The sequence below is a fragment of the Azospirillum brasilense genome, assembly GCF_005222205.1.
GTDB classification, from domain to species: Bacteria; Pseudomonadota; Alphaproteobacteria; order Azospirillales; family Azospirillaceae; genus Azospirillum; species Azospirillum brasilense_G.
Genome location: NZ_CP032345.1, coordinates 750106 through 773026 on the forward strand (window position 1 = coordinate 750106; position 22921 = coordinate 773026).

At 66.3% G+C, this 22921-nt stretch carries 33 protein-coding genes; 2 read left to right on the forward strand and 31 right to left on the reverse strand.

Annotation, left to right across the window (positions count from 1 at the left end):
• Positions 1 to 10: 10 nt before the first annotated feature.
• From D3869_RS03750 to D3869_RS03760, 3 genes are all read right to left on the reverse strand, one after another.
• Positions 11 to 1321, reverse strand: coding sequence for an O-acetylhomoserine aminocarboxypropyltransferase (locus tag D3869_RS03750; protein ID WP_137139000.1), 1311 nt, complete (start codon positions 1319 to 1321; stop codon positions 11 to 13).
• A 185-nt stretch (positions 1322 to 1506) separates the two neighbouring features.
• Positions 1507 to 2637 carry a carboxylate-amine ligase gene (locus tag D3869_RS03755; RefSeq protein WP_137139001.1) on the reverse strand — a complete coding sequence of 377 codons (1131 nt, stop codon included), beginning with the start codon at positions 2635 to 2637 and terminating at the stop codon, positions 1507 to 1509.
• Between the two features lie 6 nt (positions 2638 to 2643).
• Positions 2644 to 3516 (reverse strand): N-formylglutamate amidohydrolase, encoded by an 873-nt coding sequence (locus tag D3869_RS03760; RefSeq protein WP_137139002.1) that lies wholly within the window; start codon positions 3514 to 3516, stop codon positions 2644 to 2646.
• A 185-nt stretch (positions 3517 to 3701) separates the two neighbouring features.
• On the opposite strand from D3869_RS03760, the gene D3869_RS03765 reads away from it, so the two are divergent.
• Together D3869_RS03765 and D3869_RS03770 are read left to right on the forward strand one after the other, a co-directional pair.
• Entirely contained in the window at positions 3702 to 4616 is a 915-nt protein-coding gene (locus D3869_RS03765) for a DMT family transporter (RefSeq protein ID WP_137139003.1), read from the forward strand.
• A 109-nt stretch (positions 4617 to 4725) separates the two neighbouring features.
• Positions 4726 to 5484: a FadR/GntR family transcriptional regulator gene (locus D3869_RS03770; RefSeq protein WP_247895710.1), complete on the forward strand. Its 759-nt coding sequence runs from the start codon at positions 4726 to 4728 to the stop codon at positions 5482 to 5484.
• Positions 5485 to 5596: 112 nt separating this feature from the next.
• Here the strand turns inward: D3869_RS03770 and D3869_RS03775 are convergent, their stop codons facing one another.
• The 28 genes from D3869_RS03775 to D3869_RS03910 all read right to left on the reverse strand — a co-directional run bounded on the left by D3869_RS03775 (position 5597) and on the right by D3869_RS03910 (position 22817).
• Positions 5597 to 6244, reverse strand: coding sequence for an adenylate kinase (locus D3869_RS03775; protein WP_137139005.1), 648 nt, complete (start codon positions 6242 to 6244; stop codon positions 5597 to 5599).
• A complete protein-coding gene (gene secY / locus D3869_RS03780) occupies positions 6244 to 7584 on the reverse strand; it encodes a preprotein translocase subunit SecY (protein ID WP_109070627.1) in 1341 nt (446 codons plus the stop codon). Before secY ends, D3869_RS03775 begins: the two co-directional genes overlap by 1 nt.
• A gap of 118 nt (positions 7585 to 7702) precedes the next feature.
• On the reverse strand, positions 7703 to 8188 hold the full coding sequence (rplO, locus tag D3869_RS03785) for a 50S ribosomal protein L15 (RefSeq protein ID WP_014241021.1): 486 nt from the start codon (positions 8186 to 8188) through the stop codon (positions 7703 to 7705).
• A gap of 4 nt (positions 8189 to 8192) precedes the next feature.
• The gene (gene rpmD, locus D3869_RS03790; RefSeq protein WP_014241022.1) at positions 8193 to 8384 is read right to left on the reverse strand and encodes a 50S ribosomal protein L30; all 192 of its coding nucleotides are present in this window, start codon (positions 8382 to 8384) and stop codon (positions 8193 to 8195) included.
• Positions 8385 to 8386: 2 nt separating this feature from the next.
• On the reverse strand, positions 8387 to 8968 hold the full coding sequence (gene rpsE / locus D3869_RS03795; RefSeq protein ID WP_035675037.1) for a 30S ribosomal protein S5: 582 nt from the start codon (positions 8966 to 8968) through the stop codon (positions 8387 to 8389).
• A 12-nt stretch (positions 8969 to 8980) separates the two neighbouring features.
• Entirely contained in the window at positions 8981 to 9343 is a 363-nt protein-coding gene (rplR, locus tag D3869_RS03800) for a 50S ribosomal protein L18 (protein ID WP_014241024.1), read from the reverse strand.
• Positions 9344 to 9351: 8 nt separating this feature from the next.
• Complete coding sequence (gene rplF / locus D3869_RS03805) at positions 9352 to 9885, reverse strand: 50S ribosomal protein L6 (RefSeq protein ID WP_014241025.1); 534 nt, start codon at positions 9883 to 9885, stop codon at positions 9352 to 9354.
• A 13-nt stretch (positions 9886 to 9898) separates the two neighbouring features.
• Positions 9899 to 10297, reverse strand: coding sequence for a 30S ribosomal protein S8 (gene rpsH, locus D3869_RS03810; protein ID WP_035675041.1), 399 nt, complete (start codon positions 10295 to 10297; stop codon positions 9899 to 9901).
• A 13-nt stretch (positions 10298 to 10310) separates the two neighbouring features.
• Positions 10311 to 10616 (reverse strand): 30S ribosomal protein S14, encoded by a 306-nt coding sequence (gene rpsN, locus D3869_RS03815; protein ID WP_038526805.1) that lies wholly within the window; start codon positions 10614 to 10616, stop codon positions 10311 to 10313.
• 19 nt (positions 10617 to 10635) lie between these two features.
• Positions 10636 to 11178 (reverse strand): 50S ribosomal protein L5, encoded by a 543-nt coding sequence (gene rplE, locus D3869_RS03820; protein ID WP_094303024.1) that lies wholly within the window; start codon positions 11176 to 11178, stop codon positions 10636 to 10638.
• A gap of 11 nt (positions 11179 to 11189) precedes the next feature.
• Entirely contained in the window at positions 11190 to 11510 is a 321-nt protein-coding gene (gene rplX / locus D3869_RS03825) for a 50S ribosomal protein L24 (protein ID WP_109070628.1), read from the reverse strand.
• Complete coding sequence (gene rplN / locus D3869_RS03830) at positions 11507 to 11875, reverse strand: 50S ribosomal protein L14 (protein WP_012973215.1); 369 nt, start codon at positions 11873 to 11875, stop codon at positions 11507 to 11509. Before rplN ends, rplX begins: the two co-directional genes overlap by 4 nt.
• A 17-nt stretch (positions 11876 to 11892) precedes the next feature.
• Positions 11893 to 12147, reverse strand: a complete 255-nt coding sequence (rpsQ, locus tag D3869_RS03835) for a 30S ribosomal protein S17 (RefSeq protein ID WP_014241029.1) — start codon at positions 12145 to 12147, stop codon at positions 11893 to 11895.
• A 12-nt stretch (positions 12148 to 12159) separates the two neighbouring features.
• Positions 12160 to 12366, reverse strand: a complete 207-nt coding sequence (rpmC, locus tag D3869_RS03840; protein WP_137139006.1) for a 50S ribosomal protein L29 — start codon at positions 12364 to 12366, stop codon at positions 12160 to 12162.
• Entirely contained in the window at positions 12363 to 12794 is a 432-nt protein-coding gene (gene rplP / locus D3869_RS03845; protein WP_014241031.1) for a 50S ribosomal protein L16, read from the reverse strand. Before rplP ends, rpmC begins: the two co-directional genes overlap by 4 nt.
• Before the next feature lie 15 nt (positions 12795 to 12809).
• Positions 12810 to 13586 (reverse strand): 30S ribosomal protein S3, encoded by a 777-nt coding sequence (gene rpsC / locus D3869_RS03850; protein WP_094303027.1) that lies wholly within the window; start codon positions 13584 to 13586, stop codon positions 12810 to 12812.
• A gap of 1 nt (position 13587) precedes the next feature.
• Positions 13588 to 13983: a 50S ribosomal protein L22 gene (gene rplV, locus D3869_RS03855; protein WP_014241033.1), complete on the reverse strand. Its 396-nt coding sequence runs from the start codon at positions 13981 to 13983 to the stop codon at positions 13588 to 13590.
• Positions 13984 to 13986: 3 nt separating this feature from the next.
• Positions 13987 to 14265: a 30S ribosomal protein S19 gene (gene rpsS, locus D3869_RS03860; protein WP_014241034.1), complete on the reverse strand. Its 279-nt coding sequence runs from the start codon at positions 14263 to 14265 to the stop codon at positions 13987 to 13989.
• A gap of 12 nt (positions 14266 to 14277) precedes the next feature.
• A complete protein-coding gene (gene rplB, locus D3869_RS03865; protein WP_137139007.1) occupies positions 14278 to 15105 on the reverse strand; it encodes a 50S ribosomal protein L2 in 828 nt (275 codons plus the stop codon).
• A gap of 16 nt (positions 15106 to 15121) precedes the next feature.
• Positions 15122 to 15439 (reverse strand): 50S ribosomal protein L23, encoded by a 318-nt coding sequence (locus D3869_RS03870; protein WP_114857561.1) that lies wholly within the window; start codon positions 15437 to 15439, stop codon positions 15122 to 15124.
• Positions 15436 to 16056, reverse strand: coding sequence for a 50S ribosomal protein L4 (gene rplD / locus D3869_RS03875; RefSeq protein WP_137139008.1), 621 nt, complete (start codon positions 16054 to 16056; stop codon positions 15436 to 15438). The genes D3869_RS03870 and rplD overlap by 4 nt, the downstream gene beginning before the upstream one ends.
• Positions 16057 to 16061: 5 nt before the next feature.
• Positions 16062 to 16772 (reverse strand): 50S ribosomal protein L3, encoded by a 711-nt coding sequence (rplC, locus tag D3869_RS03880; protein ID WP_109070630.1) that lies wholly within the window; start codon positions 16770 to 16772, stop codon positions 16062 to 16064.
• Between the two features lie 60 nt (positions 16773 to 16832).
• Positions 16833 to 17141: a 30S ribosomal protein S10 gene (rpsJ, locus tag D3869_RS03885; RefSeq protein ID WP_014241039.1), complete on the reverse strand. Its 309-nt coding sequence runs from the start codon at positions 17139 to 17141 to the stop codon at positions 16833 to 16835.
• A gap of 455 nt (positions 17142 to 17596) precedes the next feature.
• On the reverse strand, positions 17597 to 18787 hold the full coding sequence (gene tuf, locus D3869_RS03890; protein ID WP_014241041.1) for an elongation factor Tu: 1191 nt from the start codon (positions 18785 to 18787) through the stop codon (positions 17597 to 17599).
• 37 nt (positions 18788 to 18824) lie between these two features.
• Positions 18825 to 20903, reverse strand: a complete 2079-nt coding sequence (fusA, locus tag D3869_RS03895; protein ID WP_137139009.1) for an elongation factor G — start codon at positions 20901 to 20903, stop codon at positions 18825 to 18827.
• A gap of 26 nt (positions 20904 to 20929) precedes the next feature.
• Positions 20930 to 21400: a 30S ribosomal protein S7 gene (gene rpsG, locus D3869_RS03900; protein WP_014241043.1), complete on the reverse strand. Its 471-nt coding sequence runs from the start codon at positions 21398 to 21400 to the stop codon at positions 20930 to 20932.
• Between the two features lie 12 nt (positions 21401 to 21412).
• Complete coding sequence (rpsL, locus tag D3869_RS03905; protein WP_012973201.1) at positions 21413 to 21784, reverse strand: 30S ribosomal protein S12; 372 nt, start codon at positions 21782 to 21784, stop codon at positions 21413 to 21415.
• A 319-nt stretch (positions 21785 to 22103) separates the two neighbouring features.
• The gene (locus D3869_RS03910; protein WP_137139010.1) at positions 22104 to 22817 is read right to left on the reverse strand and encodes a DJ-1/PfpI family protein; all 714 of its coding nucleotides are present in this window, start codon (positions 22815 to 22817) and stop codon (positions 22104 to 22106) included.
• Between the last annotated feature and the right edge of the window lie 104 nt (positions 22818 to 22921).

The window sequence follows — 22921 nt, forward strand, 5'->3', positions numbered from 1 at the left end:
GGCAGCCTCCTCACGCCTTCGTCGCGGCGCGCAGCGCCTGGCGCAGATCGTCGATCAGGTCGTCGCAATCCTCCAGCCCGATGGACAGGCGGATCATATCCTCCCCCACCCCGGCGGCGGCGAGCGCCTCGGCGTCGAGCTGGGCGTGGGTGGTGCTGGCGGGGTGGATGACCAGCGACTTGGCATCGCCGACGTTGGCGAGGTGCGAGAACAGCGCCAGCTTCTCGATGAAGCGGCGTCCGGCCTCGCGCCCGCCCTTGATGCCGAAGGAGATGATGGAGCCGGCGCCGTGCGGCAGGAGCTGGGCGCGCAGCCGGTGGTCGGGATGGTCGGGCAGTTCCGGGTGGGTGACCCAGGCGACGCTGCCGTTCTCCGCGTAGGCCTCCGATTCGAGGAAGCCCAGCACCTTGCGGGTGTTGTGGATGTGGCCCTTCATGCGCAGCGGCAGGGTTTCCACGCCCTGGAGGATCTGGAAGGCGTTCATCGGGCTCATGCAGGCGCCGAAGTCGCGCAGCCCCTCGGCGCGGGCGCGCATGATGAAGGCGGCCGGCCCGTATTCCTCCACGAAGTCGATGCCATGATAGCCGGCGTAGGGCTCGGTCAGCGTGGGGAACTTGCCGGACGCCTCCCAGTCGAAGCCGCCGCCGTCGATCACCACCCCGCCGATGGCGACGCCGTGCCCGGCCAGCCACTTGGTGCAGGAGTGCATGACCAGATCGGCGCCGAAGCTCAGCGGCTTGCACAGATAGGGCGTGACGAAGGTGGCATCGACCATCAGCGGCAGGCCGGCGTCATGGGCGATGGCCGACAGGCTGGGAATGTCGAGCACCTCAAGCCCCGGATTGCCCAGCACCTCGCCGAACAGCAGCCGCGTCTCCGGCCGGATGGCCGCGCGGAAGCCGTCGAGGTCGCGCGGATTCACGAAGGTCGTGGTGATGCCGAATCGCGGCAGCGTGTAGGCCAGCAGGTTGCGGCTGCCGCCGTAGATCGAGGAGGAGGCGACGATGTGCCCGCCCGCGCCCATCAGGGTCATGATGGCGAGCGTCAGGGCCGCCTGGCCGCTGGCCGTGCAGACCGCGCCGACGCCGCCGTCCAAGGCCGCCAGCCGTTCCTCCAGCACCGCCACCGTGGGGTTCGAGATGCGGGAATAGATGTGCCCCGGCCGTTCCAGATTGAACAGCGAGGCGGCGTGGTCGGTGTCGTCGAAGACGTAGGACGTGGACTGGTAGATCGGCACCGCCCGCGCCCCGGTTGTCGGGTCGGGCCGCTGGCCGGCGTGCAGGCTCAGCGTGTCGAACTTGAGGAACTTGGCGTCGGCCATTCCCATCCCCCTGAAAAGGTAAGGGCCGCCCGTGGTGCGAGCGGCCCTCTGCTGCTTCGTTTTATTGCCTGCCCTGCTCAACTCGGTGAGCTGATTTGCGGGGAGGGTATGGCTGGATGACGCAAAGGTCAAGTAGTGGCTTTCCGAAAGTTGCCATGGATTTCGAAGCAACTCTTCGGTGCAAATCACTCCACCCCGACCATGGTCTCCTCGGTCAGCCAGTCGACCACCTGGGCCAGGGCCTCCCAGCCGGTGGCGCCCTGCTCCAGCGCCTCGCGGTAGATGGCGACCTGCCGGTGGGCGCTGGTGCCGCGGCGGATGATGTCGCGGGCGTTGGCGACCTCGGCCACGCAATCGAATCGCTCCGCGTCCTCGCGGGTCAGCTCGATCAGCTCCTCCATCAGGTCGGCGTAGGGAACGATGGTGCCGCGCCCGAAATCCACCAGCCCCTCGTCGAGGCCGTAGCGCTGGGCCCGCCAGCGGTTCTCGCCGATCAGCAGGTTCTTGTAGGGCCGCCACGTCACGTTCCGCAGCCGCAGCCGCCACAGCATGCGCAGCAGGCAGCGGAACAGCGCCGCCACCGTCACCGCGTCGTCCAGCCGGGTGCAGACGTCGGTGATCCGCATCTCCAGCGTCGGGAAGCGCTGGGACGGGCGGATGTCCCACCACAGCTTGCTCGCGTCCTCGATGATGCCGGCGTTGACCAGGACATTCACCTGCTGCTGGTACTCGCCGAAGCTCTGGAAGCTGTCCGGCATGCCGGTGCGCGGCAGCTCGTTCCACACCGCGAGCCGGTAGGATCTGCGCTGCATGTCCTGCCCCCGCCAGAAGGGCGAGGAGGTGGACAACGCCAGCAGATGCGGCAGGAAATAGCGGACCTGATTCATCAGGTCGATGCGCAGGTCGTCGTCCTCGATCCCGACATGGACGTGCATGCCGCAGATCATCAGCCGCCGCGCCGGCGCGCCCAGGTCGCGGGCCAGCATGTTGTAGCGGTCGCGGTTGGTGTGCTTCTGCGGCTCCCACGCGGCGAAAGGATGGGTCGAGGCGGCAATGGGCGCCAGATTGTGGGCGCGCGCCACCCCGGCCACCGTCGCGCGCAGCCGCGCCAGCTCCGCCCGCGCCTCCGCCAGGGTGGAGCACACCGGCGTGCCGACCTCGATCTGGCAGCGCAGGAATTCCGGATGGATCTGGCCCGGCGCCTGCTCCTGGCAAGCCTCCAGCATCTCGTCCGGCGGGTTGCGCGCGATGTCCCGCGAGTTGCGGTCCACCAGCAGATACTCTTCCTCAAGCCCCAGCGTGAAGGCCGGCTCCATGAACGCTCACTCCCGCGGGAACAGTTTGATCTGGTAGAGGTCGGGGTCGGCCAGGATCGGCTCCAGCGCGTCGCCCAGCACCGTCGCCCACAACGCCGCCCCCTCCGGCGTGGCGATCAGGTCCTGGCGCACCTCGACCAGGACGTTGGGCAGCCCGGCGGGTGTGGCGTGGCTTTCCACCGTGCCGCCCAGCGTGCTCCGGCCCGAATAGGGTTCGTTGTCGCCGACGCACCAGCGCCCGTCGGCGCGCAGCCGCTCGATCATCGGAATCGGGATGCGCGGGTCGTGGTCCCACAGGATGCCGACGTGCCAGGGCCGGGCGACACCGCGCATGGCGGGGGTGAAGCTGTGGATCGACAGCAGCACCGGCACCTGCCCACGCCCCCGCCGCCGGGCAACCTCGGCGGCGACCGCCTCGTGGTAGGGCCGGAAGATGGCGTCGACCCGGCGCTCCTCCTCCGCCCGGTCCAGGGCCCGGTTGCCGGGAATCACCACGTCGTCGCTGACCACCGGGATCGCCGTTGGATCGTCCAGCGCACGGTTCGGGTCGATGACCAGCCGGGAGTAGCCGGACAGCACCGCCGTCGCGCCGAACCGTTCCGACAGCCGCCGCGTGACCTCGGCCGCGCCGATGTCGTAGGCGATGTGCCGGCACAGATTCGCCTCGTCCAGCCCCAGCGTCCCCAACGCCTTCGGAATGGCCCGCGAGGCGTGGTCGCACAGCAGCAGGACGGGGCTGTCCGACTCCGGGCGCAGCACGGCGACCGGTGGCGGATCGTCAGGGCCCAGCAGCGGCGCGGCCGGCGCGGCGCGGGGCGGCGACGGCAGGGTCACCGGTCGGGGATGTTCGGCGGGCTTGCTCGGGGATCGCTGCGTCATGATGGCACAGTATTGCAGGGTCTCGGTCGCGGCGGAAGTTCCCGCCGGCTGGTCCGATGGCAACGGCCCGGACCGGTGGATGATCCCACGACAAAGGCAATGTCCCACAATCCGGGCCTTCCGCAGGTGAGCCATGCGGCGGGGGGACGTGGCGCGCGCAGGTTGCGTCCGTTATAACGGACGCCATGCCGGACGCCAGCACCCTCGCCCCCGCCGCGCGCGCTGACGCCGCGCAACGGATCGCACTGATCGCCCTCCTGACCGGGGCGCTGGGAATCGCCTTCGCTCCGATCTTCGTCCGCCTGTCCGAGCTGGGACCGAGCGCCACCGCCTTCTGGCGCTTGGCCTTCGCGATTCCGGCCCTGTGGGTCTGGATGGCCATGGAGCCGAAGGGCGGCGCCCGCTCCCGGAAACCGTCGTCGCTGAACGATTATGTCCGGCTGACCGCCGCCGGGCTGTTCTTCGCGGGCGACCTCGCCATCTGGCACTGGTCGATCCGCTACACGTCGGTCGCCAACTCCACGCTGCTCGCCAACTTCGCGCCGATCTTCGTGACGCTGGTGTCCTGGCTGGTGTTCAAGGAGCGGTTCAGCCGGACCTTCCTCACCGGCCTCGGGCTGGCCCTGTGCGGCGCCATCGTCCTGATGGGGCAAAGCCTGCAGTTGAGCCCCGATCACCTGTTCGGCGACGCGCTGGGCTTGCTGACCGCCGTGTTCTACAGCGGCTACTTCCTGATGGTCGGCCGTCTGCGGTCGGAGTTCTCCACCGCCACGATCATGACCTGGAGCGGCGTTGTCACCGGCGTCGCCCTGCTGCCCATCGCCCTGCTGTCGGGCGAAAGCCTGATCGCCGGCTCGCTCGGCGGCTGGGGCGTGCTTCTCGGGCTCGCCCTGGTCAGCCACGCCGGCGGCCAGAGCCTGATCGCCTACGCGCTGGCCCATCTGCCCGCCGCCTTCTCCTCCGTCAGTCTGCTGCTCCAGCCCGCGGCGGCGGCGGTGCTGGCCTGGGCGCTGCTCGCCGAGCCGCTCGGCGCGTTCCAGGCGGTCGGCGGCACCATCGTGCTGGCCGGAATCCTGGTGGCCCGCCGCGGGAGCCGATAAAGCACCGCGGGCGACGCGGACCATACGCCGGCGTCCGGTTGCGAGTTGACGTGATTTGCCCGACTCGGGTACGACCTATGACCGATTGCTGATGAAAGGGCATGCCACCGTGTCCGACACCGAAGAACCCCACCACGTACCGGCCTCCTCCCAGCGCATTTCCGAATGGGTGGCGGAACGGATTCTCGAACGGATCGCCCGTGGCGAGCTGGTTCCGGGAGAACGCCTGCCGGGTGAGCGCCAGCTCGCCGAACAGCTCCACGTCAGCCGGGTGTCGGTGCGCGCGGCCCTGCAGAAGCTGAAGACCCAGGGCTTCCTGACCGCCGTGCAGGGCGGCGGCACGCGGGTGGTGTCCTCCGCCGGCGCCATGGACGGCGCGCTGACCGAAATGGTCCGGGTGAAGCACGCCAACCTCTGCGACCTCGTGGAGATCCGGCAGGCCCTGGAAAGCTGGGCGGCCCGGCGCGCCACCGAACGCGCCACCCAGGAGCAGATCGACCACATCGGGCGGGTCCTCGCCGCGATGGGCGAGACGGGCCGCGACGGCAAGCAGGCCGCCGACGACATGGACTTCCACCTCGCCGTCGCCCAGGCGGCGGGAAGCCCGGTCTACCTGCATCTGCTGGCGACCATCCGCGACATTCTGGGCCAGATGATGGAGTACCATCACACCGAGCCCTTCGCGCTGGGCCGCGAGGCGCTGATGATCGACCATCACCGCGCCATCTACGACGCCATACGGCGCCGCGACGCCGATGCCGCCGCCGTTGCGGCCACCGACCACCTCGGCTGGGTGCTCGACCGTTACAACGACCTGAGCCGGAAGGCGGAGGACCTGTCCCACCCCGACACCGACGCCAATCCGTAAAGCCGGGCCAAACGGGGGGGCCACCCTCCCCGCTCCACCGCCGACACATGAAAAAGCCGCGGGGTCCGGAAACCCCGCGGCTTTTCTTTTCAGCGGACTATGGCGATCCCGGTCAGGCGGCCAGGATGCCCTCGATCTGCTTGGTCACGTCGTCGATCTCGGCCATGCCGTCCACCGTCTTCAGAACGCCTCGGCTCTGATAATACGGGAGGATCGGCGCGGTCTGCTCGTGATACTGGGCGAGGCGGGTCTTCACCGTGTCGGCGTTGTCGTCGGCCCGGCGCTTGAACTCCGTGCTGCCGCAGACGTCGCAGACGCCCTCGACCTTCGGCTTCTCGAAGACGTCGTGATACCCTTTGCCGCACTTGGCGCAGGTGTAACGACCGGTGATGCGCTCGACCAGGATGTCGTCGACGACCTTCATCTCGATGACGTGATCGAGCTTCAGGCCCTTGTCCGACAACATGCTGTCCAGCGCTTCGGCCTGGGCGACCGTGCGCGGGAAGCCGTCGAGGATGAAGCCGTTGGCGACGTCCGGCTTGGAAATGCGCTCAGCGATGATATCGACCATCAGCGCGTCCGGCATCAATTTGCCGGCGGACATGATGTCCTTCGCCTGCTGCCCAAGCGGACCACCCTCGGCGACCATCGCGCGGAGCATGTCGCCCGTGGAAAGCTGGACGAGTCCGCGCGTGTCTTCGAGACGCCGCGCCTGGGTCCCCTTCCCGGCGCCCGGCGGTCCGAGCAGAATGAGATTCATTACTTTCTCCCCCGAAGCTTCGCTTTTTTAATCAGCCCCTCATACTGGTGGGCCAGCAGATGGGAATGAATCTGCGCAACCGTGTCCATCGTCACCGTGACCACGATCAGCAGGCTGGTGCCGCCAAAATAGAACGGAACCGAATGCTGGGAAATCAGGATTTCGGGGAGGAGACAAACCGCCACAAGGTACGCGGAACCGATCACCGTCAGGCGGGTCAGCACGTAGTCGATGTAGTCCGCGGTGTTCTTGCCCGGACGGATGCCGGGAATGAAACCGCCATACTTACGCAGGTTCTCGGCCGTGTCCGCGGGGTTGAAGACGATGGCCGTGTAGAAGAAGCAGAAGAAGATGATCAGCGCCGAATACAGGATCATGTAGAGCGGCGTGCCGTGCGCCAGATAGCGCGTGACGGTCTGCAGCCACTCCGGACCCTCGCCGCCGGCGAAGCCGACCGCGGTCAGCGGCAGCAGCAGCAGCGACGACGCGAAGATCGGCGGGATGACGCCCGCGGTGTTCAGCTTCAGCGGCAGGTGCGACGCTTCGCCGCCGAACACGCGGTTGCCCATCTGCCGCTTCGGGTACTGGATCAGCAAGCGGCGCTGCGCGCGCTCCATGAACACGATGAAGAACACGACGCCCACCGCCATCAGCAGCAGGAAGACGATGAACAGCGTGGACAGCGCGCCGGTGCGGCCCAGCTCCAGCGTGCTGACGAGAGCGCGCGGCAACTCGGCGACGATGCCGGCGAAGATGATGAGGGAGATGCCGTTGCCGATGCCGCGGGCGGTGATCTGCTCGCCCAGCCACATCAGGAACATCGTGCCGCCGACCAGCGTGATGACCGTGGCGATCTTGAAGAACAGCCCCGGTTCGGGAACCGCGGCGCCGGACGCGCCGGTCATCGCCTCGAGCCCCACCGCCAGACCCCAGGCCTGCACGGTCGCCAGAAGGACGGTGCCGTAGCGGGTGTACTGGTTCAGCTTCTTGCGACCCGACTCGCCCTCCTTCTTCAGCGCTTCCATCTGCGGCGACACCGCGGTCAGGAGCTGCACGATGATGGAGGCCGAAATATACGGCATGATGTTGAGCGCGAAGATCGTCATGCGGTGCAGCGCGCCGCCGGCCAGCATGTCGAACATGCCCAGGATGCCCCCGCCCTGCTGCCGGAAAATATCGGCCAGGATCTGCGGGTTGACGCCCGGAATCGGGATGTAGGTGCCCAGGCGGTAGATGATCAAGGCACCAAGGGTGAACCAGATCCGCTTCTTCAGCTCGGTCGCCTTGGAGAAGGCCCCGAAATTAATGTTCGCGGCAAGCTGCTCGGCCGCTGATGCCATGGGTCGTATCCCTGTCCCTAATGCACGAACGGGGCGGTCCTGCAGGATGCAGGCCGCCCCTCGCAACTTCGCTTCATTTAGTGCCGGAAGGTGCCCGCGCGCAAGCGCGGGCTTCCGATCACTCGGCGGCTTCGGCGGCGGACGCGGTCAGCGTGACGCTGCCACCCGCCTTCTCGACCGCTTCCACAGCCGACTTGGAGGCGCCGGCCACGGTGAAGCTGGCCTTCGTCGTCAGGGCGCCCTTGCCCAGCAGACGGATGCCGTCCTTCTTCACCTTACCGGTGACGCCCGCCGCTTCCAGAGCCACCGCATCGATGGTCTGGCTGGCGTCGAGCTTGCCGGCGTCGATGAACTTCTGGACCAGGCCCAGGTTCACGACCGAGTATTCCTTCGCGAAGATGTTTCGGAAACCGCGCTTCGGAAGGCGGCGGTGAAGGGGCATCTGGCCGCCTTCAAAGCCGTTGATGGCCACGCCGGTGCGCGAGGTCTGACCCTTGACGCCACGGCCGCCGGTCTTGCCCTTGCCCGAACCGATACCGCGGCCGACGCGCATGCGCTCCTTACGGGCACCGGGGTTGTCCCGGAGATCGTTCAGCTTCGTCATGGGTTCAGCCCTCGTTCTCGACGCGGACCAGGTGCGCGACCTTGGCGATCATGCCCCGCACGGCCGGAGTGTCCTCCAGCTCGCGGGTCCGGTGCAGCTTGTTGAGACCCAGACCGACCAGCGTCTCGCGCTGGTCGTGCTTGCGGCCGATCGGGCTGCCGGTCTGGGTGACGATGACGGTCTTCTTCTCGGCCATGATCAAGCCTCCTGCGCACCGGCAGCGCCGGTTTCACGCTTACCGAGGATGTCGCTCACGCGACGGCCGCGACGGGCGGCGACGCTGCGCGGGCTGGAAACCTGCGACAGGGCGTCGAAGGTCGCCTTGATCATGTTGTGCGGGTTCGAGGTGCCGATGGACTTCGTCACCACGTCCTGCACACCCAGCGCCTCGAAGATCGCGCGCATCGGACCGCCGGCGATGATGCCGGTACCGGCCGGGGCGGTGCGCAGCACGACCTTGCCGGCACCGAAGTGACCGTTGGAGTCGTGGTGCAGCGTGCGGCCTTCGCGGAGCGGAACGCGGATCATGCCGCGCTTCGCCTGGTCGGTCGCCTTGCGGATCGCCTCCGGCACCTCACGGGCCTTGCCCGATCCGACGCCGACGCGGCCCTTGCCGTCACCGACCACCACGAGGGCGGCGAAGCCGAAGCGACGGCCGCCCTTCACAACCTTGGCGACGCGGTTGATACCAACGAGCTTTTCGATCAGCTCGCTCTCTTCCCGGTCGCGATCGCGCGGCTGCCGATCACGGTCGCTCCGCTCGCCTCTTTCACGTGCCATTTCGGAGCCTCCTTAGAACGACAGCCCGCCCTCGCGGGCGGCGTCAGCCAGGGCCTTGACCCGGCCGTGGTAAATGTAGCCACCACGGTCGAACACGACCTCGGTGACGCCCGCCGCCTTGGCGCGCTCGGCGATGAGCGCACCGATCTTCTGGGCGGCTTCGACGTTCCCACCGTGCTTGAGCTGCTCGCGCAGCTCCTTTTCCACGGACGAAGCCGAGGCGACCGTGCGGCCGTTCTCGTCGTCGATGATCTGGGCGTAGATGTGCAGATTGGACCGGAAAACCGAGAGGCGAGCCCGCCCGCCGGCCTTCTTGGCAATCTGCGCGCGCACGCGCTGCTTGCGGCGCTCGTGGAGTTGCTTTGGCTTGAGCATGGCGGACCTTACTTCTTCTTGCCTTCCTTACGGATCAGCGTCTCGGTCTCGTACTTGATGCCCTTGCCCTTATAGGGCTCCGGCTTCTTCCAACCGCGGATCTCCGCGGCGACTTGACCGACCTTCTGCTTGTCGAAGCCCGACACCGAGATCGCGGTGGGCTTGTCACACTTGATGGTGATGCCCTCCGGGATCGGGTACTTGACGTCGTGCGAGTAGCCGAGCTGCATGACCAGCTCCTTGCCCTGCACGGCGGCACGGTAACCGACGCCGTTGATCTCGAGGTTGATGGTGAAGCCCTGGTTGACGCCCGTGACCATGTTGTTGATCAGGGTGCGCGAGGTTGCCCACATGACGCGGGCGCGCTTGCTGTCGTTCGCCGGGGCCACCACGACCTTGCCGTCTTCCAGCTTGGCCGTGATGTCGTCGATGAGGGTCAGGCTGAGCGAACCCAGCTTGCCCTTGGCCGACACCTGCTGGCCGTTGACGGAGACGTCAACACCAGCCGGAACCGGCACGGGATGCTTTCCAATGCGCGACATCGAAGGGTCCCCCTTAGAACACGCGGCAGAGGACTTCACCGCCGACGTTGGCGGCGCGGGCCTCATTGTCCGACATCACGCCGCGCGGCGTGGAGAGGATCGCGATGCCGAGGCCGTTGAAGACGCGGGGCAGATCGGTGATCTTCGAATAGACGCGGCGGCCGGGCTTCGACACGCGGGCGATCTGCTTAATGACAGGCTCGCCTTCGTGATACTTCAGCTCGATCTTCAGGTTCTTGATGCCGGGGCGCAGCTCCTCCTCGGAGTAGCCGCGGATGTAACCCTCGCGCTTGAGAACCTCAAGCACGTTGCTGCGCAGCTTCGACGCCGGGCTCTGCACAACAGACATACGGGCGTGCTGACCGTTGCGGATGCGGGTCAGCATATCGCCGAGCGGATCGCTCAAAGACATTCTCCGACCCTCCTTACCAGCTCGACTTCACCATCCCCGGGATCTGGCCGGTCGAGGCCAGTTCGCGGAGGGTGACGCGGGACAGCTTGAACTTGCGATAGAACGCCCGCGGACGGCCGGTCATTTCGCAGCGGTTGCGGATGCGCACCTTCGACGAGTTGCGCGGCAGCTCGGCCAGCTTGAGGCGGGCGGCGAACTGCTCTTCCGGCGGGAGGGAGCGATCGGAGGCGATGGCCTTCAGGCGGGCACGCTTGTTGGCGAACTGCTTCACCAGCTTGGTGCGACGCTTGTTCTTCTCGATGGCACTGGTCTTAGCCATGGGGTCGTGCTCCAGCCAATCAGGCCACAAACGGCATGTCGAAGGCCTTCAGGAGAGCCTTGGCCTCCTTGTCGGTCTTCGCCGAGGTGACGAAAATGATGTCCATGCCGCGGATCTGATCGATCTTGTCGTAGTCGATCTCCGGGAAAATGATCTGCTCCTTCACGCCCATGGCATAGTTGCCACGGCCGTCGAAGCTGTTGCCGGGGATGCCGCGGAAGTCGCGGACACGCGGCAACGCGATCGTGACCAGGCGATCCAGGAACTCGTACATGCGGTCACGGCGGAGCGTGACCTTGCACCCGATCGCCATGCCCTCACGCAGCTTGAACTGCGCGATCGACTTGCGGGACTTCGTGACGATCGGCTTCTGGCCGCTGATCGCCGTCAGTTCGCTCACCGCATTCTGGATCTTCTTGGAGTCGCCGACAGCCTCGCCGACACCCATGTTGATGACGATCTTCTCGATCCGCGGAACTTCCATATCGTTCGCGTAGCCGAACTCAGCCTTGAGCGCGGCGCGGATCTTGGAGTCGTACACTTCCTTCAAACGTGCAGCCATTGGTCCGGTCCTCACACGTCGATGACTTCGCCGGACCGCTTGGCGACACGCACCTTGCGGCCATCCTCAAGGATCTTGAAACCGACGCGGGTCGGCTTGCCGTCCTTGGGGTCGACATGAGCAACGTTCGAGACGTTGATCGGCGCCTCGAACTCAACGATGCCGCCCTGCGAGGTGGCGCTCGGACGCTGGTGCTTCTTCACCACGTTCACGCCCTGCACGACGACACGGTTTTCCGCCGGGATGACCTTGAGGACCTCACCGGTCTTGCCCTTGTCCTTACCGGCAAGGATGACGACCTTGTCCTTGGTCTTGATCTTCGCGGCCATCACAGCACCTCCGGCGCCAGCGAGATGATCTTCATGAACTTCTTGCCGCGAAGCTCACGAGTGACCGGCCCGAAGATACGCGTGCCGATCGGCTCGCCCTGCTTGTTGATCAGCACGGCGGCATTGCGGTCGAAACGGATCGCGGACCCGTCCTCCCGGCGCAGTTCCTTCGCGGTGCGGACGATGACGGCGCGATGCACGTCGCCCTTCTTGACGCGACCCTTCGGAATGGCCTCCTTGACCGAGACGACGATGACGTCGCCGACGGTGGCCACCTTCCGCTTGGACCCGCCAAGCACCTTGATGCACTGCACCCGGCGCGCCCCGCTATTGTCGGCGACTTCCAGGTTGGTTTGCATCTGGATCATGGTTTGTACCCTTCCGTTTACGCGGCGCCGCTAACGGCGGCGGACTCAAGCACGACCGTCCAGCGCTTGCGCTTGGAGATCGGGCGGCATTCGATGATCGAAACGGTATCGCCGACCTTGAACTGGTTGCCCTCGTCGTGGGCGGCGTACTTCTTCGACTGACGAATGAACTTCTTGTACACGGGGTGCATGACGCGGCGCTCGACCAGGACGATAACCGTCTTGTCGCCCTTGTCGCTGACCACCGTGCCCTGCAGAACGCGGCGAGGCATAGGTAGCCCTCCTTACTTGCCGGCTTCGGCCGAGCGCGAACGCTCGCCGAGGATCGTCTTGATGCGCGCGATGTCGCGACGCACCACCTGCACCCGCGCGGTGTTCTCCAGCTGGCCGGAGGCCCGCTGGAAACGCAGGTTGAACTGTTCCTTCTTGAGCTGGAGGAGCTGATCGTTCAGCTCCTCGGTGCTCTTCGCACGAACGTCGACGGGCTTCATGCCGCCACCTCCTCACCGCCGCCGAGGCGGGTCACCAGCTTGGTCTTGATCGGCAGCTTGGCGGCCGCCAGGGCGAACGCCTGCTTTGCCACATCCGCGGGCACGCCGTCCAGCTCAAACAGGATGCGGCCGGGATGAACGCGGGCCGCCCAGTACTCGGGCGTGCCCTTACCGGAACCCATGCGGACTTCGGCGGGCTTGGTGGAGACCGGCAGGTCCGGGAACACGCGGATCCACACGCGGCCCTGACGCTTCATGGCACGGGTGATCGCGCGGCGGGCCGCCTCGATCTGACGGGCCGTGATGCGCTCCGGCTCCAGGGCCTTGAGGCCGAAGGAGCCGAAGTTCAGCTGGGTGCCGCCCTTCGCGTTGCCGTGGATGCGGCCCTTGTGGGCCTTGCGGTACTTGGTACGCTTCGGAGAAAGCATCGCTCGTGCCCCTTACTAGCGGTCAGCCCGCTCGGAGCGGTCACGGTCGCCGCGACCACGGCCCCCACGCTCCTCACGGTCACCACGCTCGCGACGCTCACGCCGCGGCTCGCCATCGGTCGACACCGGCTCGGTGCCCATGCGCTTGTCCTGCGCCATCGGGTCGTGCGCCATGATCTCGCCCTTGAAGACCCAAACCTTGACACCGCAGGTGCCGTAGGTGGTCTTCGCGGTCGCGGTGCCGTAGTCGATGTCCGCACGCAGGGTGTGCAGCGGAACGCGGCCCTCGCGGTACCACTCCAGACGGGCGATCTCGGCGCCGCCGAGACGACCGGAGCAGTTGATCCGGATGCCCTGGGCGCCCAGACGCATGGCCGACTGCACGGCGCGCTTCATGGCGCGGCGGAAGGCCACGCGACGCTCGAGCTGGCTGGCGATGTTCTCGGCGATGAGCTTGGCATCGATCTCCGGCTTGCGGATCTCGATGATGTTCAGGCTCACCTCGCCGCCGGCCATCTTCGACAGCTCGGAACGCAGCTTCTCGATGTCCGCGCCCTTCTTGCCGATCACCACACCCGGACGGGCCGAGTGGATGGTGACGCGGGCCTTCTTGGCCGGACGCTCGATGACGACGCGCGAGCAGCCGGCCTGCTGCAGGCGACCCTGCAGATAGCCGCGCAGCTTCAGGTCCTGGTGCAGCAGGTTGGCGTAGTCGCGCTTGGCGAACCAACGGCTGTCCCAGGTCCGGTTGATGCCGAGGCGCAGCCCGATCGGATTGACTTTCTGACCCATCTTACTCGGCCCCTTCGGCAGCGGCGGCGTCGCGCTCACGCACGATGATCGTCAGGTTGGAGAACAGCTTCTCGACCCGCGCGCCGCGCCCACGGGCGCGGGCGTGGAAGCGCTTCATCACCAGGGCGCGGCCGACCGTCGCCGAGGAGACGTACAGGCGGTCCACATCGAGCTGATGGTTGTTCTCGGCGTTGGCGATCGCGGCCTGGAGGACCTTCTTCACCTCGCCGGCGATGCGGCGCTTGGAGAAGGTCAGCTCGGCCACGGCGCTGCTGGCATCCTTGTTCCGGATGAGCTGGGCGACGAGGTTCAGCTTGCGCGGGCTGGTGCGGATCATCGGATTGGAGGCGATGGCCTCGTTCTCCGCGATACGGCTGGGGTTGGAGGGCTTGCCCATGGCTTACTTCCTCTTCGCCTTCTTGTCCGCCGCGTGCCCGTAGAAGGTGCGCGTCGGAGCGAACTCACCGAACTTGTGGCCGATCATGTTCTCGGTCACCAGAACCGGCAGGAACTTGTGGCCATTGTACACGCCGAACGTGAGACCCACGAACTGCGGCAGGATCGTCGAGCGGCGCGACCAGATCTTGATGATCTCGTTGCGGCCCGAGGCCCGCGACTTGTCCGCCTTCTTGAGCAGGTAGCCGTCGACGAACGGGCCCTTCCAAACGGAGCGTGCCATCGTCCGCCCTCCTTACTTCGAATGACGGCGGCGCAGGATCAGGCCATCCGTCTTCTTGTTGTGACGAGTCTTCTTGCCCTTGGTCGGCTTGCCCCACGGCGTGACCGGATGACGGCCACCCGAGGTGCGGCCTTCACCACCACCGTGCGGGTGGTCGATCGGGTTCATGGCGACACCACGGACGGACGGACGGATGCCCAGCCAACGGCTGCGACCGGCCTTGCCCTTGTTGGTGTTCATGTTGTCCGGGTTCGACACGGCACCCAGGGTGGCCATGCAGTCGCCGCGGACCACGCGAAGCTCGCCCGAGGGCAGCTTCAGCTGGGCGTACCCGCCGTCGCGGCCGACCAGCTGCAGGTAGGTGCCGGCCGAACGGGCCAGCTGACCACCCTTGCCGGGCTTCAGCTCGACGTTGTGCAGCACGGAGCCGACCGGGATGTTCTTCAGCGGCATGGCGTTGCCGGGCTTCACATCCACCTTCTCGCCGGCGATGACCGTGTCGCCCACCTTCAGGCGCTGCGGCGCCAGGATGTACGAGACGGTGCCGTCCTCATACTTGATGAGGGCGATAAAGGCCGTGCGGTTCGGATCGTACTCCAGGCGCTCAACCGTCGCCGGGACGTCGAACTTGCGACGCTTGAAGTCCACCAGACGGTAGACGCGCTTGTGACCGCCACCCATCCGGCGCGCGGTGATGCGGCCGGTGTTGTTGCGGCCGCCGGACTTGGTCAGGCCCTCGGTGAGGGTCTTGACCGGCTTGCCCTTCCACAGCTCCGAGCGGTCGACGATGACCAGCTGGCGGAGCGACGGCGTAATTGGGCGATATTGCTTCAGAGCCATCGGATCACACTCCCGCTCAGATGCCCGTGGTCACGTCGATCTTGTTCCCCTCGGCGAGGGTCACGACGGCCTTCTTGAAGTCCGAGCGACGGCCGATGGTGCCGCGGAAGCGCTTGGTCTTGCCCTTGGAAACCAGGGTGTTGACCGCCGTCACCTTCACGTTGAACAGCCCCTCGACCGCCGCCTTGATCTCCGGCTTGGACGCCGACAGCGGCACGCGGAACGTCACCTGATTGTGCTCCGACGCCATCGTCGACTTCTCGGTGATCACCGGAGCCAGGATGAGGTCGTACATCCGCTCCTGGCTCACCGCAGGTTTCGACTGCTTGCTCATTTCAGGCGAGCCTCCAGCTGCTCGACCGCGTTGCGGGTCAGGACCAGCGTATCGCGGCGAAGAATGTCGTAGACGTTGGCGCCCTGCTCCGGCAGCACGTCGATCAGCGGGATGTTGCGCGAGGCCCGAGCGAAGTTCTCGTTCAGGTTGGCGCCATCGATGATCAGAGCCGAGGTCAGGCCGAGCGAGGCGAGACGGACAGCCAGTTCCTTGGTCTTGTGGGTCTCGGCCGAAGCGGCGTCGAGGACCAGGAGCTTGCCTTCCGCGGCCTTGGTGGACAGCGCGGTCTTCAGGGCCAGCTTGCGGACCTTCTTGGTCAGGTCGTGCTCGTGCGAGCGGACAACCGGGCCGAAGATGGTCGCGCCGCCGCGGAACTGCGCGGAACGCATGGAACCCTGACGGGCGCGGCCGGTCCCCTTCTGGCGGTACGGCTTCTTGCCGGTGCCGGAGATCTCGCTGATCGTCTTGGTCTTGTGCGTGCCGGCGCGGCGCTTGGCCAGCTGCCAGTTGACCATGCGGGCCAGGATGTCCGTGCGGGACGGGAGGCCGAAGACCTCGTCGGCCAGCTCGATCTCGCCGACGGTCTCGTTGTTCAGGTTCTTAATGGTCGCCTTCATGGCCATCACTCCTGCGGCTCGGCGGCGGCTTCAGCGGCCGGCGCAGCCTTGATCCCGGCGGGGAACGGCAGACCTTCCGGAGCCTTCTTCTTCACCGCGTCGCGGATGCGGAGCCAAGCCCCCTCGGCGCCCGGAACGGCACCCTTGAGGAAGATCAGACCGCGGTCCTCATCGACCGACACGACCTTCAGGTTCAGAACCGTGACCTTCTCGTCGCCGAGATGACCGGCCATCTTCTTGTTCTTGAAGACCTTGCCGGGGTCCTGGCGGTTACCCGTCGAACCGTGCGAGCGGTGCGACACCGACACGCCGTGCGTCGCGCGCAGACCACCGAAGTTCCAGCGCTTCATCGGACCGGCGAAGCCCTTACCGATGGAGGTGCCGGTGACGTCGACGAACTGGCCCGGGACGAAATGCGCAGCCGAGAGCTCGGCGCCGACCTCGATCAGCGCGTCGGCATCGACGCGGAACTCGACCAGCTTGCGCTTGGGCTCGACGCGCGCCTTGGCGAAATGCCCGCGCTGCGGCTTCGTGACGTTCTTCACCTTGATGGCGCCTGCGCCGAGCTGGACGGCGGTGTAGCCATCCTTGTCCTCGGTGCGAACGGCGACGACCTGGCAGCTGTCGACTTTCAGCACAGTCACCGGCACGTGCTGCCCGTCGTCCGTGAAGACGCGGGTCATGCCGACTTTCTGCGCGATCAAACCGGATCGCATTGTTCTTTATCTCCTGACCAGGGACATCCTCAGAGGGAGAGGTCCCTCAACAGCAACGAATTAGAGCTTGATCTCGACGTCCACACCGGCAGCGAGGTCGAGCTTCATCAGCGCGTCCACCGTCTGCGGCGTCGGATCGACGATGTCGAGCAGACGCTTGTGGGTGCGGATTTCAAACTGCTCGCGCGACTTCTTGTCGACGTGCGGCGAGCGGTTCACCGTAAACTTCTCGATCTGCGTCGGCAGCGGGATCGGGCCCCGCACCCGAGCACCGGTCCGCTTGGCGGTGTTGACGATCTCGCTGGTCGACTGGTCGAGCACGCGATGATCGAACGCCTTCAAGCGGATGCGGATGTTCTGGCTGTCCATGTCCAAACGTCCCTTGCACCTCGTTTCGGTGACGCGACTGCGCCACCGGCACCCCAAAATCTGTCCCCCGGGGACCCGCGGCGGCAGGCGAACCTGCGCCGGCTCACCGAAGCGGTGGGCGGCGGTTCGTCTGTCCGATCTGACGGCCGATACGAAAAAGAACATCCCCCGCATCGCAATGCGGATGGATGTTCCTGGCAGCAACCGGTGCAAGTGGAGCTTGCGGTGCCGTTCGTGATCGGGCTGCGTCTAGGCCGGACGTGCCTACTACCAACCCAAATTCCAGAGGGCGTAACGTGTATGCCCTAGGCGCCCCGGTGTCAACCCACATTTTCCCCCTTGTGACAGGAGGATGACGGGATCGGCCCGGCTCGGCGCGTCACGCCGCATTATCGCGGATCGGCCATGCAAAAAGGGGCCGGCCCGCGGGCCGGCCCCCTTCGCAAAAGACAACCTTACTTGATGATCGAGGCGACGACGCCGGCGCCGACCGTACGGCCACCCTCACGGATGGCGAAGCGCAGGCCCTCGTCCATGGCGATCGGAGCGATCAGCTCGACTTCCATGGAGATGTTGTCGCCCGGCATCACCATCTCGGTGCCTTCCGGCAGCTTCACCATGCCCGTCACGTCGGTCGTGCGGAAGTAGAACTGCGGACGGTAGTTGGTGAAGAACGGCGTGTGACGGCCACCCTCTTCCTTCGTCAGGATGTAGGCCTCGGCCTTGAAGGTGGTGTGCGGCGTGATGCTGCCCGGCTTGGCCAGAACCTGGCCGCGCTCGACGTCCTCACGCTTCGTGCCGCGCAGCAGCGCGCCGATGTTGTCGCCAGCCTCACCCGAGTCGAGCAGCTTGCGGAACATCTCCACACCGGTCACCGTGGTCTTGACCGTGGTCTTCAGACCGACGATCTCGACTTCCTCGCCGACCTTGACGATGCCGCGCTCGACGCGGCCGGTCACCACCGTGCCGCGGCCCGAGATCGAGAACACGTCCTCGATCGGCATCAGGAACGGACGGTCCTTCGGACGCTCCGGCTGCGGGATGTACTGGTCGACCTCGGCCATCAGCTTGAGGATCGCGTCACGGCCGATCTCCGGCGAACGGTCCTCCAGAGCGCACAGCGCCGAGCCCTTGACGATCGGAATGTCGTCGCCCGGGAACTGGTAGGAGGACAGCAGCTCGCGCACCTCCATCTCGACCAGCTCGAGCAGCTCCGGATCGTCGACCATGTCGACCTTGTTCATGAACACCACCAGCGCCGGCACGCCGACCTGGCGGGCCAGCAGGATGTGCTCGCGGGTCTGCGGCATCGGGCCGTCGGCGGCCGACACGACCAGGATCGCGCCGTCCATCTGCGCGGCGCCCGTGATCATGTTCTTCACGTAGTCGGCGTGGCCCGGGCAATCGACGTGGGCATAGTGGCGGTTGGTCGTCTCGTACTCGACGTGGGCGGTCGAGATCGTGATGCCGCGCGCCTTCTCTTCCGGCGCCTTGTCGATCTGGTCGTAGGCGGTGAAGGTCGCGCCGCCGCTCTCGGCCAGCACCTTCGTGATCGCCGCCGTCAGCGACGTCTTGCCGTGGTCGACGTGGCCGATCGTGCCGATGTTGCAGTGCGGCTTGTTCCGCTCGAACTTTGCCTTCGCCATGGTGTGTGCTCTCCGTCTCTTTGTCGTTCCAGCGGTTTCAGGCCATCCTGGCGCGGATGGTCTCCGCAATCGTCTGCGGCACCGGCTCGTGGTGGTCGAACTGCATCGTGTACTGCGCGCGTCCCTGGCTCATCGAGCGCAGGGTGTTCACATAACCGAACATCGACGCCAGCGGCACCATCGCCTGGATCGAGCGGGCGTTGCCCCGCTGGTCCATGGCAGTGATCTGGCCCCGGCGGCTGTTCAGGTCCCCGATGATGTCGCCCATGTAGTCTTCGGGCGTCACCACCTCAACCCTCATGATCGGCTCCAGAAGCATCGGGCCGGCCTTTTGCATGCCGTCGCGGAAGGCGGCACGGGTGGCGATCTCGAAGGCCAGCACCGAGGAGTCGACGTCGTGGAAGGCGCCGTCGACCAGCGCCACCTCGAGGTCGATCACCGGGAAGCCCGCGACCACGCCGTTGTGCAGCGAGGCCTCAAGCCCCTTCTGCACGCCTGGAATGAACTCCTTGGGCACGGCGCCGCCGACGACCTTGTTCCGGAAGACAAAGCCGCTGCCGGCGGGCAACGGCTCGAAGACCAGCCTGACCCGGGCGAACTGACCGGTGCCGCCGGTCTGCTTCTTGTGGGTGTAGTCGATCTCGGCGGTCCTGGTGATGGTCTCGCGGTACGCCACCTGCGGCGCGCCGACGTCGGCATCCACCTTGAACTCCCGCTTCATGCGATCGACGATGATCTCCAGATGCAGTTCGCCCATGCCCTTGATGATCGTCTGACCGCTCTCATGGTCGACGGTCACGCGGAAGGACGGGTCCTCCTGGGCGAGGCGGGACAGCGCCATGCTCATCTTTTCCTGGTCGGCCTTGGATCTCGGCTCGACGGCCACCTCGATGACCGGTTCCGGAAACTCCATCCGCTCCAGGACGATGGGCTTGGCGGGATCGCACAGCGTGTCGCCGGTCGTCGTGCTCTTCAGCGCGGTGAAGGCGACGATGTCGCCGGCGTAGGCCTCGTCGATCTCCTCCCGGCTGTTGGCGTGCATCAGCAGCATGCGGCCGATGCGCTCCTTCTCGTCCTTGCCGGGATTCAGCACGGCGGTGCCGGAGGCGACGGTGCCCGAATAGACACGCACGAAGGTCAGCGACCCGACAAAGGGATCGTTCATGATCTTGAAGGCGAGCGCGGAGAAGGGAGCGGCGTCGTCCGGTGCGCGCTCGTCCGTCTCGGGGCTGCCGACGCGATGTCCTCTGACCGCCCCGACGTCCACGGGAGCCGGCAGATAGTCCACCACGGCGTCGAGCATCGGCTGGATGCCCTTGTTCTTGAAGGCGGATCCACAGAGGACCGGCACGAAGCGCAAGCCGATTGTGCCCTTGCGGATGCAGGCCTTGAGCGTGTCTTCGGACGGCTCCTGACCGGACTCGAGATAGGCCTCCATGGCCGCGTCGTCGAGTTCCAGCACAGCGTCGAGCAGCGCCTGTCGGTGGCGCGCCGCCGCGTCCTTCAGGGCGTCCGGAATGTCGGTGTAATAGAATTCGGCGCCCAGCGTCTCTTCCTTCCAGACGATGGCGCGCATGGCGACCAGATCGACGACGCCGACGAAACCGGCCTCGGACCCGATCGGAAGCTGGAGGACGAGCGGGAAGGCGCCCAGCCGTTCCCTCATCATGTCGACGCAACGGAAGAAGTCCGCGCCGGTGCGATCCAGCTTGTTGACGAAACACATGCGGGGCACGCCGTACTTGTCGGCCTGCCGCCACACGGTCTCGGACTGAGGCTCCACCCCGGCAACGGCGTCGAACACCGCAACGGCGCCGTCGAGCACGCGGAGACTGCGTTCGACTTCAATGGTGAAGTCGACGTGGCCCGGCGTGTCGATGATGTTGATGCGGTGGTCGCGCCAGAAGCAGGTCGTGGCCGCGGAGGTGATGGTGATGCCCCGTTCCTGTTCCTGCTCCATCCAATCCATCACCGCGGTGCCCTCGTGCACCTCGCCGATTTTGTACGACTTTCCAGTGTAGTACAAAATCCGCTCGGTGGTCGTGGTCTTACCGGCATCAATGTGAGCCATGATGCCGATGTTGCGGTAACGGTTCAGGGGATGGGAACGGGGCATGACAAGCACCTGGGCCGGTGGGTGCCTTACCAGCGGTAGTGCGAGAAGGCCTTGTTGGCTTCCGCCATACGATGGGTGTCTTCGCGCTTCTTCACAGCGGTGCCACGCTGGTTGGCGGCATCCAGCAGCTCACCCGACAGACGCTCGGTCATGGTGTTTTCCGAGCGGGCGCGGGCGGCGCCGATGAGCCAACGGATGGCCAGGGCCTGGGCGCGGTCCGTGCGGACCTCGACCGGAACCTGATAGGTGGCGCCACCGACGCGACGCGAGCGCACTTCGAGGTGCGGCTTCACGTTCAGCAGGGCGTCATGGAAGACCTGAACCGGCTCGTTCTTGGTCTTGGCCTCGATGCGGCTGAGCGCGCCGTAGACGATGCGCTCGGCGGCCGACTTCTTGCCGTCCAGCATCAGGCAGTTCATGAACTTGGTCAGGACGCGGTCGCCATACTTGGCGTCCGGCAGGACCTCACGCTTCTCGGCGCGACGACGACGGGACATCGTGAATACTCCTTACTTCGGACGCTTCGCGCCGTACTTCGAACGACGCTGCTTACGGTCCTTCACGCCCTGGGTATCGAGCGTGCCGCGGATGATGTGGTAGCGAACGCCGGGAAGATCCTTCACACGGCCGCCGCGGATCATAACCACCGAGTGTTCCTGGAGGTTATGGCCTTCACCGGGGATGTAGGAGGTCACTTCGAAGCCGTTCGTCAGGCGAACGCGGGCGACCTTACGCAGAGCCGAGTTCGGCTTCTTCGGCGTGGTCGTGTAGACGCGGGTGCAGACGCCACGCTTCTGCGGGCACGCCTCCATCGCGGGAACCTTATTGCGCGCGGCCAAGGGCTCGCGCGGCTTACGGATCAACTGGTTGATCGTCGGCATATCTGCCCTTCATCCCTTCAGGTCGATCGGCCGGCGGAGCCGGACCGATTGGAAAGTCGCCCGGCAACACCGGACGATGCAAAAGCCCGCCTGCGAAGCCTGAGGGGCTTCGAGCGGGCCCAATGGTCGATCGCCGTCGGATCGGTTCACGAAGAACCTGTCGTTCAGCTATGTCGCTTGGGTTCAGCCGGATGCCGGACGGGATGGACGAAAGACCTTCCCGAGGCTCCTTTTGAAGTTCGCGGACTATATGGGTCCGCCGGGGACCCGTCAAGCGCGCAGATGACCGTTCGTCATGCGCTTCGACGACGTTTTTGCGTCAGCCGGCGCCCCCGGAGCGGCGGCGCCGCAAGGCCTCGGCACCCGCCGCCACCGCGGCGGCCCGCGCGTCCAGCATCGGGCGCATCCGGGCGAGGAGATCGGCGGTCACCGCCTCCCCGGCCCCGTCCGGCGACCCGGCGTCGAAGGGCGGCTGAGGATCGTACTCGATGGAGAGCTGGACGCGCTTCGCGGTGTCCGCGCCGAACATCTCGCCGACGATGCGGAGCGCCACGTCGATTCCCGCGGTCACGCCACCGCCGGTGAACAGTGTGCCGTCCACCACCACGCGCTCGGCCACCTGGGTCGCACCGAAGGCCGCGAGGAACTCGCGGGAGGCCCAATGCGTGCCGGCCCGTCTCCCTTCCAGCAAGCCGGCCGCACCGAGCACCAGGGAGCCGGTGCAGATCCCGGAGAGATAGCGGGTGCTCGACGCCCGCTCCTCCAGGAAGGACATGACCTCTTCATCGGTGAGCAGCGCGTTGATCCCGCCACCGCCCGGCACCAGGAGAAGATCGAGCGGCGGCGCTTCGGCAAAGGTGTTGGTGGGAAGGATGGTCAGGCCGGTGTCGGAGCGCACCGGATCGAGCGTCTTCCACAACAGATGCACCTGGGCGCCGGGCACGCGGGCCAGCACCTCATAGGGGCCGGTGAGGTCGAGCTGCGTGACGTTGGGAAACAGCAGCAGGCCGAAGCTGGGCGCTCTCTCGGTCATGTCGGACGCTCCGATGCGTGGAAGCGACGATCCTAACCCCGCGTGCCGGAATGAGAAAGGGGCGCGTCCCCTGCGGAACGCGCCCCCTTCCTTACGCTTTGCGC